Genomic DNA, 12,307 nt, shown 5'->3' with positions numbered 1-12,307 from the left:
ACTGACATTTCCGCAAGGGAAAGTTTGCGGGCTGATTGGTCATAATGGTTCCGGTAAATCGACGCTTTTAAAAATGCTGGGTCGCCATCAACCGCCTTCCAGTGGCAAGGTGTTGCTCAATGATGTGGCATTATCCCAATGGGACAACAAGGCTTTTGCCCGTGAAGTCGCTTATTTGCCGCAGCAATTACCGGCAGCTGAAGGGATGACCGTGCGCGAGCTGGTCGCGATTGGTCGTTATCCGTGGCATGGTGCGCTGGGGCGTTTTCGTCAGGAAGACCGCGAGCAGGTGGAAGAAGCGATTGCGCTAGTGGATTTAAAACCTCTGGCGAATCGGTTGGTCGACAGCTTATCCGGTGGTGAACGCCAACGCGCCTGGCTGGCTATGATGGTGGCGCAAAATAGCCGATGCCTGCTGCTTGATGAGCCGACCTCGGCACTCGATATCGCACATCAGGTTGAGGTGTTGGGGCTGATTCAGCGCCTTAGTCGAGAGCGTGGCCTGACAGTTATTGCGGTATTACACGATATCAATATGGCGGCCCGTTATTGCGACCATTTGGTGGCGCTACGTGGTGGTGAGATGATAGCGCAAGGCCCTGCTGAAAGCCTGATGCAAGGTGCTGTTCTGGAACAGATTTACGGTATTCCTATGGGAATATTGCCCCATCCGGCCGGTGGTGCGCCGGTAAGTTTCGTGTATTAATGAAAATGCATTTACCCATCAAACACATCCATCTGACGCCACCAGGCCTTACTCGCCGCAGATTGCTCACTGCGCTGGCCTTATCGCCATTATTGTATTCATTGTCTGGATGGGCAGTAAATTCTCCTAAGATTGATAGCCGCAGGGTGATTGCTCTGGAATGGTTGCCTGTTGAGTTATTACTGGCTTTGGGGGTGACGCCGTATGGTGTGGCAGATACCCATAATTACCGTTTATGGGTTGAGGAACCTGAATTACCCGCCAGTGTTATTGATGTCGGCCAGCGCACAGAACCTAATCTGGAATTGCTACAGCAAATGGCTCCGTCACTGATTCTGATGTCTGAAGGTTTCGGCCCTTCACCGGAAAAACTCGCTCCGATCGCCCCTTCGATGAGCTTTGCTTTTAGCCAACAGGGCAGTACCCCTCTTGCCGTCGGTAAAAATTCACTGCGTGTACTAGGGGAGCGTCTTGGATTAGAGGCCGCTGCCGAACAACATCTCAATGATTTTAATCAATTTATGCAAGCTGCTCGCCAACGCTTCTCCGCTAGCCGTAACACATCATTACTGATGTTTTCTCTGTTGGACACTCGCCATGCCTTGGTCATCGGCCAAGGTAGCTTGTTCCAGGATGTATTAAACGAATTGAATATTAAAAATGCCTGGCAGGGTGAGACTAATATCTGGGGCAGTGCAGTGGTGGGAATCGAACGTTTAGCGACAGTAAAACCAGGGCGAGCAATGTGCTTTGTTCATGGTAATAGTGAAATGCTACAACAGGTTACCCGCACACCATTATGGCAATCCATGTCATTTGTGCGTCAAAATCAATTACAGATACTGCCTGCGGTATGGTTCTATGGCGCGACATTATCTGCCATGCGATTTGTGCGGTTATTAGAATCGGCATGGGGCAAATCTTCATGATGGCCAAGACTCTGCGTAAAAACTGGTTTCTGCCGGCCAGCTTACTGAGCTTACTGCTGATTTTTGCCGTGGCGTTGACGTTATACAATTTTAGTCAGGTATTACCAGCCTCGCTCTGGGGGGCCGCACTATGGCAGCCTGACAGCGATGACGTGCGCCAAATGTTATTCCATTACAGTCAACTTCCTCGGCTGACGGTGGCATTGTTAACCGGTGCTGGATTGGGGCTGGTGGGGGTTTTGTTCCAACAAATCTTACGTAACCCACTGGCTGAACCTGCCACATTGGGCGTGGCTGCGGGAGCCCAGCTTGGCCTGACTATCGCGACGTTATGGATGCTACCCGGTGGTGAATTAACCCGCCAACTGGCAGCAATGACCGGTGGTATCCTTATTGGTGTGTTGGTATTTGGTGTGGCCTGGGGTAAGCGTATGTCGCCGGTTACTCTGATACTGGCAGGCTTGGTACTCGGTCTTTACTGTAGCGCGGTCAGTAACTTACTGGCGCTATTTAATTATGATCAACTGCAAGGTTTGTTCCTGTGGAGTAGTGGTGCTCTGAACCAACAAGATTGGAGCACGGTACAGTTTTTGCTGCCCCGCTTGCTGATAACGGGGGTATTGGCCGCTTTATTGATTCGTCCATTAACCTTGCTCGGGCTGGATGATGGTGTCGCTCGTAATCTCGGGTTAGGGCTGTCATTGGCACGGCTGAGTGCGTTGGGGTTGGCAATTCTGTTTAGTGCAATGTTGGTCAATGCTGTAGGTGTTATTGGTTTTATTGGCCTGTTTGCACCTTTGTTGGCAAAAATTCTTGGTGCGCGCCGGTTATCGCAACGCCTGATTTTGGCACCTGTATTGGGGGCTTTATTGTTGTGGGTAACAGATCAAGGGCTAATCTGGTTGGCACAGATTTGGCAAGAAATTCCCACTGGAGCGGCAACTGCGCTGATTGGTGCACCACTACTATTATGGCTATTGCCCCGCTTACATAGCGCGACGGCCCCCAGCATGGATTTTGGCGATAACGTTCCCGCTGAACGGCAACATTTGGGCCTATGGATCAGCGGTGGTTTACTCATCCTGCTCGCTGGATTAGCCGTGGCACTGATGTTTGGTCGTGATAGTTACGGTTGGAATTGGATTAGCGGTGATGATATTCAGGCATTATTACACTGGCGCTGGCCACGGGTATTAGCGGCATTGGCCGCCGGTATGATGCTGGCGGTCGCGGGAACATTAATTCAAAAACTTACAGGTAATCCGATGGCCAGCCCCGAAGTGCTGGGGATAAGCTCTGGCGCATCTTTTGGTGTGGTGATAATGATGTTTATCGTTCCTGGTAATGCACTGGCATGGTTGCTACCCGCAGGTAGTTTAGGCGCTGCCACGACCTTATTATTGATTCTGATCGTTGCTGGGCGGGGCGGTTTTTCTCCCGGGAGAATGCTATTGGCCGGGATTGCACTGAGCACCGCTTTTACCACGGTAATCACCATGTTACTAGCCAGTGGTGATCCACGAATGCGCGGCTTGCTGGCATGGATTTCAGGCTCTACCTATGCTGTTGATGGCCCGCAAGCACTCAGTACCGGTGTTATTGCTCTGGTTCTGATCGCATTAGCACCGCTGTGCCGCCGTTGGTTAATGATTTTGCCATTGGGGAGTGTGACGGCAAGAGCTCTAGGCGTAGCGCTGGCACCGAGCCGGTTAGCTATTTTGCTATTGGCCGCCATCATGACGGCAGCAGCTACATTAACCGTTGGGCCACTCAGTTTTGTCGGCCTAATGGCGCCTCATATGGCCCGTATGTTGGGCTTCCGTCGTGCCATTCCACAACTATTTATTGCGGCTATTTTGGGGGGCTTATTAATGGTATTTGCCGATTGGTGCGGCCGGATGTTGTTATTCCCAAATCAGATTCCAGCGGGTTTATTGGCGACATTTATCGGCGCTCCCTATTTTGTTTATTTATTGCGTAAACAGGGGCGGTAGCCGAGTTTTATCAATTATCTCATCGGTTTGGGATGGCGTTATATCTATGGCTCAAGTTGATTAAGTGAGTTATCAGAAAGTGTGAAATTTACTTTTTAACCATCTCCCGGAATAGGGAGATGGTTAATGTATTGATATTAAAGCTGTGCAAAACTCCGACGAGCGGCATCCACAGTTTTCTGAATGTCTTCTTTGCTGTGCGCCACTGACATAAAGCCAGCTTCAAAGGCTGAAGGAGCCAAATAAACACCCTCTTCCAACATTAAATGGAAGAAGCGTTTGAAGCGCTCGACGTCGCAATTCATCACATCCTGATAGCATGTCACGGTTGGGGCATCAGTAAAGAATAAGCCGAACATCCCGCCGACATGGTTAACCACCAATGGAATATTCTCTGCTTTTGCGGCATGGAGTAGGCCTGTCGCCAGTGAGTCAGTCAGTTCAGCCAGGGTTTCATGGATACCCACCTGAGCAACTTCAGTCAGACAGGCAAAACCTGCAGCCATGGCAATTGGGTTACCGGATAGCGTACCAGCCTGATAAACCGAGCCTGTTGGAGCCAATGCATCCATCACATCGCGACGGCCACCAAAGGCACCCACTGGCATACCGCCACCGATGATTTTACCCAGACAGGTCAAATCAGGAACAACACCGTAATAATCTTGCGCCCCGGCTAATGCCACGCGAAAACCGGTCATTACTTCATCAATAATCAACAGTGCGCCGAACTCGTCACACAATGCGCGCAGACCCGGTAGGAAATCTGGCAATGGTGGCACGCAGTTCATGTTACCGGCGACAGGCTCGACAATAATACAGGCGATGTCGTGGGGATATTGCTCAAAAGCTTCACGCACAGACGCTAAATCGTTATAAGTGCAAGTCAGGGTATGCTTGGCAAAATCAGCAGGTACACCGGGTGAATTAGGCTGACCCAGTGTCAGAGCGCCTGAACCGGCTTTAACTAGCAGACAGTCTGCATGGCCATGATAGCAGCCTTCAAATTTGATGATCTTATCGCGGTTAGTAAAGCCTCGGGCCAGACGAATGGCGCTCATAGTTGCTTCAGTTCCGGAGTTGACCATCCGCACCATATCCATGGTTGGGACTAAATTGGTGACCAACTCGGCCATTTTGACTTCCATTTCTGTCGGCGCACCAAAGCTCAGACCGCGCTCCACGGCTTCAATCACGGCCTGACGAATTGCCGGATGATTATGCCCCAAGACCATTGGCCCCCAAGAGCCAACATAATCAATATAGGCTTTACCATCCACATCAAACAGATAAGCGCCATCGGCACGTTCGATGAATAATGGGACGCCACCGACGCCAGTGAATGCACGCACCGGAGAGTTAACCCCGCCTGGGATCAACTCTTTTGCCTGGGTATACAGACTTTCGGATTTACTCATAAACGGCTCCTGAAATAGGCGACATTAACATTGGTAACATCAACCTTGGCAATCAACAATGTGGCTTATTCTAAAGTACTGGCAGCGGTTATCAAATGATTGGGCATATTTAGCGAAGAGCTTGCGCGGCGTGCCGCAAACCCAAGAAAAAAGCCTTTCCTGAGCGAGATCATTTCATGGGCGTTTAAGCAAGCGCATTATCCGTGTGTAGACTAGACTCATACTGCGAATTTGTATTACTTATTATTTAACTGACAAGCCTACAAACTATGAATGATTCAACGCAAAACATACCTAATGAAGGTATTTCTGAAGTCAAACGTGGTCGTTTTATCCATGCATTGGTTAATCGTGATACCACACCCTTAGTTATTCTTATCATGGCCGCAGTTGTCGGGGCGGTCACGGGGTTGTTGGGGGTAGCATTTGACCGCGGGGTAGATTGGATACAGCAAGAAAGGTTAGCGACTGTCGCTAAGGTTGCTGATAATGCCATTTTAGTTTGGCCGCTGGCTTTTCTGATGTCAGCAGTGCTAGCCATGGTGGGTTACTTTCTGGTGCGCCGTTTTGCGCCCGAGGCGGGAGGGTCAGGGATACCTGAAATAGAGGGGGCAATGGAAGAGATGCGCCCGGTTCGCTGGTGGCGCGTTATCCCGGTCAAGTTCATTGGCGGGCTTGGTACGCTCGGTGCTGGCATGGTGCTAGGCCGAGAGGGGCCAATGGTACAAATGGGGGGTAACAGTGGGCGGATGATTGTCGATATCTTCCGTCTACGCAGCGCTGAAGCGCGTCACTCATTATTAGCGACCGGTGCTGCTGCGGGGCTGTCAGCCGCTTTTAATGCTCCGTTAGCTGGGATTTTATTTGTTATCGAAGAGATGCGCTCGCAGTTCCGCTACAGCTTGGTTTCTATTAAAGCTGTATTTGTTGGGGTTATCACTTCAACTATCGTTTACCGTTATTTTAATGGTGAACGTGCAATTATTGATGTAGGTAAACATCAGTGATGTCCCTTTGAATACCTTATGGCTCTATTTACTGTTAGGTATTATTTTCGGCGCAGTGGGAGTGATGTTCAATGCGCTAATATTTCGCACGCAAGATGCATTTATGCGGTTTCACGGCGGTGACTGGCGCAAGTTGGTACTGATAGGTGGCCTGTTGGGTGGGATGTGTGGCTTACTTGCATTGGTTCATGGTGAGGCCGTGGGCGGCGGTTTTGCATTAATCCCTATTGCAGTCGCCGGCAACTTCAGCATTGGTATGTTGCTGTTTATTTTTATCGCCAGAGTGATTACCACTTTACTGTGTTTTGGTTCTGGTGCACCCGGTGGGATATTTGCCCCGATGTTGGCTCTGGGAACCATTCTGGGCACCGCTTTTGGTTTATCCTGCGCGCACTTTTTCCCGCAATACAGTATAGATGCAGGTACTTTTGCCATTGCAGGAATGGGCGCTCTGTTTGCCGCCTCGGTACGTGCGCCATTGACTGGGATAGTTTTGGTGCTGGAAATGACCGATAATTATCAACTTATTTTGCCAATGATTGTGACTTGTTTGGGGGCGACGTTAATAGCGCAGTTTATGGGGGGGCAGCCCTTGTATTCAGCTATTTTGGCCCGCACATTACAAAGACAAGAGCAGGCAGCAGAACAGCAGGCCGCGGTTGAAAGTAGTACTCAAACAGGTAGATAATATATAACATTAAGTCACAATACTTGAATGAATTACTCGGGTATTAGATAATCAATACACAGATCAGGCTGCCATTGTAGTAACCTGCACCTCGAATACCGGTTGGGAGTGATGAGTATGAGCGATGAAACAGTACTGCCCCTGCAGTTTACCGAGGCAGCGGCAAAAAAAGTGAAACTGCTGATTTCTGATGAGGAAAATCCAAATCTGAAATTGCGGGTTTACATTACCGGTGGTGGATGCAGCGGGTTCCAGTATGGCTTTACTTTTGATGATCAGATTAACGACGGCGATATGACCATTGAGAAGCAAGGTGTCGAGCTGGTTGTTGATCCCATGAGCTTGCAATATCTGGTGGGCGGTGCAGTGGATTACACGGAAGGCCTGGAAGGCTCTCGCTTTATCGTGACTAACCCGAATGCGAAGAGTACTTGTGGCTGCGGTTCTTCTTTCAGCATCTAACTTACCTTTCATCCTTGGGGCTACAGCTATATTAGCGGCACTCATGCACCCGAATCACTTACTTGAGTAAGCTCATCGGGATTTACTCGTTTGCTGCCTTGCTGTAACACCAATGCTTTTGGGTATAAAATCACCGAAGATTTTGATAAAAAAAACCGCAGCCTTAACAGTTGCGGTTTTTTTATATCTGAATATTACCATTCTACAGTAATCAATTGCGCCATCTGGTCCACACGGGTTTTGCTAACATGTGGGCCATTTGATGCAATAAAAGAATGGCTGATTTTAGGTTCCGTAACCAATCCATTTCCTCTATGACACTGTATTTCTGGATAATTCATTTTTGAATCATTCACTGCGTGTTCGTTTTGATTTGACGATTGCACCAGACAAGATGGCACTATAGTCAGATGTAAATCTATTGTGCCGCTTAGCCCCCGGGCTAGCGACGGACTGGTAAGAAAAACCAGCCAAAACATCAACAAAAAATATTTCATGATTTTATAACTACATTTTTAACTGCCGCTACCGGAGTCGGTAGCGATAATACTGGGTATCGACTAATTATTTAAAAACTTGAAGATTTAACACACACTAAAATACGTATTTCATCTCAAATTACAGAGCGGATAAGCAGCCTTGTAGACTCGGAAAGAGTCTACAAGGCAGTGTATTGTATAAAATATAGGCTGTACTTAGCAATCAGGAATGGGATATTTACGACTAATGCTCTATTTCAAAGGTGGGTAGTTTTAAGCGCCAGCGGATAGCGGCAAGCCTGATACCAAGGGTTATCACCATGCCCAGCATCATTGCTTGTTGCAGTGGCATACCAAAAGTATAAAACGCCGTAGCATGCACAATACCACCAATGATGCAGGCAGTAGCATAGATTTCAGTCCGTAGGATCATCGGGATTTCGCGGGCTAAGACATCACGGATGATTCCCCCGCCGACACCGGTTATCACCCCCATACAGATAGCAACTAGGGGGCTGGCTCCTGCAGCAAAGGCTTTATTGACCCCGATCCCCACGAACACAGCCAGACCAATAGCATCCAGCACGGGCAGAATCCATTTTGGGGTTCGTCGTGGTTGCCGCACCAGCAAAATGGTTGCCAGACATGTCACCATCGCAACAACCAGATCTGTGGGATCTTTCACCCAAAATACAGGGCCATTGGCTAAGGCCATATCGCGAATTGTGCCACCACCAACGGCCGTCACCACACCCAATACCAACACACCAAACGGGTCCATACGTAACTTCCCCGCCAGCAATACGCCAGAGATAGCAAATACCGCAGTACCTAAAATATCCAGCCAATAGACCAGCATTAATGTGACTCCGCCACAGGGGATGGAATGCTGGCCATTTGTTGGCACAGCTGTTTAGCGGCCAGCAGAATACGTGGGCCAGCACGATTAAACCAGTCCTCATTAAGGGTTATCACAGGTACTGCAAGTTGGGGGTGCCAAAAAGCGCGGATATTATCTGCTTGAGACGAATCACCACTTACCACGATCACCTGTGGTTGGCGGGTCATTACCTGTTCACGGCTGACTTGCGGCCAGGGAACTCGACTACCCGCAAAAATATTTCCCCCGCCACAAAGGGAAATAACTTCACTCTGCAATGTATGACCGGAACTGGTAAACAGTGGTTGAGTACCAAATTGCAGGAAAGTGGGTAATGGCAACTCACGTGCGTAATGGCTACGTAACTCGCTCACCTCTTGGCGTAGCTGTTTCGCGGCCTGATGTGCTTGCTCAGGAGATGAGCTGTATTGGGCCAGTTTATCCAGATCATCTGCGATTTGATCAATATTAACGGGATCAGAATAGAAGATCGGAATACCAAAAGAGGCTAATTGATCGAGTGGGCGCTGTGGGTTCCCTCCGCGCCAGGCGAGGATCAAATCAGGTTTTAATGCCAGAATACGTTCGACATTTACCCCTTGCCACGAGGCAACATGTTCCAGCTTTTTAGCGGCTTCCGGGTAGTCAGAGTAAGCACTGACAGCAACCAATTTATCCCCCAGGCCAGCGGCATAGGCCATTTCTGTGGTGCTGGGTGATAAACTGATAATCCGCTCTGCCGCCAGCGCGGGTGAGTTAAACAGGGCGAGCAACAATAACATCACTGCTTGGGGCAGAATCATTGCTGCTCGAGCCCTGAAAGGAATAGTAAACCGCACCATTAACTGTGTTTAGCCAACGACTTTAACATTGCTTCTATCATTAATGTCGACTGCTGGGCAGCAACAACCAGGAATTCATCAAAACTTAAATGAGATTCTTGATCGGCAACATCCGAAATAGCACGGACGACAACAAAAGGAGTCTTGAATAGGTAACAAACATGGCCGATAGCCGCTGCTTCCATTTCAACTGCGGCAGCTTCCGGGAAAGTGGCGCGAATACGGGCTAGTGGGGCTGCACCGTTGATAAAAGCATCACCGCTGCAAATCAGGCCGCGTACGGCATTTAAATCCAATTGTCTGATACAACTTTCAGCTAATTCAATCAACTTTGGATCAGCAATGAAGGCGGCTGGGCAACCTGCCATTTGGCCAGGTTCGTAACCAAAAGCGGTCACATCAGCATCGTGATAGCGAACTTCTGTCGAAACCACGATATCTCCGACTTTCAGGCTAGAGGCCAGGCCACCAGCAGAACCGGTATTGATAACAATGTCGGGTTGGCAATGTTCTAACAAGAGAGTGGTACCCATTGCGGCAGACACTTTACCGATACCGGATTTCAGTAAGGCGACATCAACGCCATTGAGTTGGCCGGTGTAAATCTCACAACCCGCGCGAGACAAGGTTTGGCGATTTTCAATTTTGTCACGTAGCAATGTGACTTCTTGTTCCATTGCGCCAATAATTCCTACTTTCATATGGATATCCACCAATTTTAAAGGATTAATTAATCTGTAATAAGCCATACACAGTTTATCAGGTAAGTGAGATTGTCGGGTAGTTCACCCAAGATAATGCGTAATGTGCCGCAGTTCATACGCAATCAGCCAAAGTTCACACGTAATCAATTGCATCTTCTGCTGAGAGTGGGTATCACTGTATTTAGATGAATGATCAGGGGGTAACATGTCCGGGATCGACTTTAAACAGAAAATTAGTGTTCAGCGGCCATTTGGTAAACCCAGTTCGGCTGAAGATGAATATGAGATTACCCGGGTATTTGAAAGTGATCGCGGCCGGATTGTAAACTCTGCGGCTATTCGGCGTTTACAACAAAAAACCCAAGTCTTCCCGTTGGAGCGCAATGCTGCTGTCCGCAGTCGTTTGACCCATTCGCTGGAAGTTCAGCAAGTCGGCCGTTATATCGCCAAAGAGATCCTCAATCGTTTTAAGCAAGATAAAAAAATCAGCACCTATGGATTAGATAAACTGCTTGATCCTTTTGAAAGTATTGTAGAAATGGCATGTCTGATGCATGACATAGGTAACCCGCCTTTTGGGCATTTTGGTGAATCAGCAATCAATAATTGGTTTACTAAACAAATGGACCCTAAAGGCGGCGGTGCTGAACCGCGGAGCAAAGATCAATGCCAGGTTAATGTATTAAAGTTGCGGGAAGGGGAAACTGAACTCAATATTCTGCGCAGTAAAATTCGCCAGGATCTAAGCCAGTTTGAGGGCAATGCGCAAGCGATCCGTTTGGTTTATAGCTTATTAAAGCTTAATCTCACATATGCACAGGTTGGCTGTATTCTTAAATATACCAAACCTGCTTATTGGTCAGGCGATATTCCCGCTTCCCATAACTATTTGATGAAGAAGCCAGGTTTTTATCTTGCTGAAGAAGACTATGTTAAAGATTTACGTCGCGAACTTAATATGGGAGAGTTTAATCGATTTCCGTTAACCTATATTATGGAAGCTGCGGATGATATTTCTTATTGCATTGCCGATTTGGAAGATGCAGTCGAAAAAAATATTTTCAGTGTTGAACAACTTTATGACCATATGGTGCGAGAGTGGGGTGAGATGACTCATGGTGATTTGTTTGATAAAGTTGTTGGCGGCGCATTTCGTCAATTAGGTCGAGGGCAAGGTCGGCGTAGTTCGGAAGATCAATTCTTTATGTATTTACGGGTTAATACCGTAGGGAAATTAGTTCCGCATGCTGCTCAGCGTTTTATTGAGAATCTACCCGCAGTGTTTTCTGGTTCGTTTAATCATGCTTTATTAGAAGATTCCAGTGCAGCATGTAAATTACTGCAAATTTTTAAAAAGGTAGCAGTGAAACACGTATTCAATTATCCCGAAGTAGAACAGCTTGAGTTACAAGGGTATAGAGTTATTAGCGGCTTGCTTGATATTTATAGCCCGCTATTAGCTATGCCGCAAACGGCATTTACGCAATTAGTCGTCGAAGACAGTCATCGGGATTACCCGATTGAGACAAGATTGTTCCATAAGTTGTCGACTAAACACCGCCTGGCTTATGCTGAGTCAACAGAGCGGTTACGCAATTTAGCGCCAGAACAACATGAGATATATGAATATTATTATCGAGCGCGTTTAATTCAAGACTATATCAGTGGCATGACAGATCTTTATGCCTATGATGAATACAGGCGTTTGATGGCTGCGGAATAGATATACCCGTTATACTTCAAGCTGCATGTGCGTTGGCTACGCTCAATAACTCGAATCATTGACTCGCGTCAACTGATCGGGATTATCTTGCTTGTTGCCTTCCAGCAACTTGAATTATTTAGGGTATAATAAGCAGAAAACTAAAATGTCCGTTTAATTAACTATAGATTTGTAAAGACGGACAATATTTTTTACTTTTCTCATTATTGGTTCTCTGAACTTCATCCCTCATATTTAATCTTACTATGCAAGACGACTTTATCCTTTTACTTGAAATTGCCGTGATGTTGGCTGTTTGCATTCACCCGATTCACTAAATAAGTTCGATTGTCGGGTTCGTTGGCTGGGCCTGCGGCAAGGCCAATTATTATGGGATAAGTCTGTTATACACCATTTATTGACTCATTATTAATTGTATAGCGAGAGCCAGAATACATGAAAAAAACAACTTTAGTGTTAAGTGCATTGGCATTGA

General features: G+C 47.5%; 9 protein-coding genes and 1 pseudogene. 6 read left to right on the top strand and 4 right to left on the bottom strand.

The window, feature by feature from the left end:
- The 3 genes from fhuC to fhuB form a co-directional block, all read left to right on the top strand.
- Positions 1–706, top strand: a 706-nt coding sequence (gene fhuC / locus ACNSO8_RS07445; protein ID WP_418394269.1) for a Fe3+-hydroxamate ABC transporter ATP-binding protein FhuC, incomplete at its 5' end; no start/stop codon positions are given.
- The gene (gene fhuD / locus ACNSO8_RS07440; RefSeq protein WP_418394268.1) at positions 706–1,635 is read left to right on the top strand and encodes a Fe(3+)-hydroxamate ABC transporter substrate-binding protein FhuD; all 930 of its coding nucleotides are present in this window, start codon (positions 706–708) and stop codon (positions 1,633–1,635) included. The genes fhuC and fhuD, both read left to right, overlap by 1 nt.
- Complete coding sequence (gene fhuB / locus ACNSO8_RS07435) at positions 1,632–3,629, top strand: Fe(3+)-hydroxamate ABC transporter permease FhuB (RefSeq protein WP_418394267.1); 1,998 nt, start codon at positions 1,632–1,634, stop codon at positions 3,627–3,629. Before fhuD ends, fhuB begins: the two co-directional genes overlap by 4 nt.
- Before the next feature lie 137 nt (positions 3,630–3,766).
- On the opposite strand, the gene hemL is transcribed toward fhuB, so the two are convergent.
- On the bottom strand, positions 3,767–5,047 hold the full coding sequence (gene hemL, locus ACNSO8_RS07430; RefSeq protein ID WP_418394266.1) for a glutamate-1-semialdehyde 2,1-aminomutase: 1,281 nt from the start codon (positions 5,045–5,047) through the stop codon (positions 3,767–3,769).
- Positions 5,048–5,316: 269 nt separating this feature from the next.
- On the opposite strand from hemL, the pseudogene clcA reads away from it, so the two are divergent.
- Together clcA and erpA are read left to right on the top strand one after the other, a co-directional pair.
- Positions 5,317–6,742 (top strand): annotated as a pseudogene (gene clcA, locus ACNSO8_RS07425) (H(+)/Cl(-) exchange transporter ClcA).
- 117 nt (positions 6,743–6,859) lie between these two features.
- Positions 6,860–7,204, top strand: a complete 345-nt coding sequence (gene erpA, locus ACNSO8_RS07420) for an iron-sulfur cluster insertion protein ErpA (RefSeq protein WP_004706254.1) — start codon at positions 6,860–6,862, stop codon at positions 7,202–7,204.
- A 723-nt stretch (positions 7,205–7,927) separates the two neighbouring features.
- Here the strand turns inward: erpA and ACNSO8_RS07415 are convergent.
- The 3 genes from ACNSO8_RS07415 to mtnN are packed head-to-tail and all read right to left on the bottom strand — an operon-like array spanning position 7,928 to position 10,106.
- Positions 7,928–8,542 (bottom strand): TRIC cation channel family protein, encoded by a 615-nt coding sequence (locus ACNSO8_RS07415; protein ID WP_019211026.1) that lies wholly within the window; start codon positions 8,540–8,542, stop codon positions 7,928–7,930.
- Positions 8,542–9,405, bottom strand: a complete 864-nt coding sequence (gene btuF, locus ACNSO8_RS07410) for a vitamin B12 ABC transporter substrate-binding protein BtuF (protein ID WP_418394265.1) — start codon at positions 9,403–9,405, stop codon at positions 8,542–8,544. The genes ACNSO8_RS07415 and btuF overlap by 1 nt, the downstream gene beginning before the upstream one ends.
- A complete protein-coding gene (mtnN, locus tag ACNSO8_RS07405; protein WP_418394264.1) occupies positions 9,405–10,106 on the bottom strand; it encodes a 5'-methylthioadenosine/S-adenosylhomocysteine nucleosidase in 702 nt (233 codons plus the stop codon). The genes btuF and mtnN overlap by 1 nt, the downstream gene beginning before the upstream one ends.
- Positions 10,107–10,314: 208 nt before the next feature.
- On the opposite strand from mtnN, the gene dgt reads away from it, so the two are divergent.
- On the top strand, positions 10,315–11,832 hold the full coding sequence (gene dgt / locus ACNSO8_RS07400) for a dGTPase (RefSeq protein WP_418394263.1): 1,518 nt from the start codon (positions 10,315–10,317) through the stop codon (positions 11,830–11,832).
- Positions 11,833–12,307 lie beyond the last annotated feature (475 nt).

The sequence above is a fragment of the Yersinia sp. LJYL362 genome (assembly GCF_048323875.1).
This window is presented reverse-complemented; position numbering and strand designations above follow the sequence as displayed.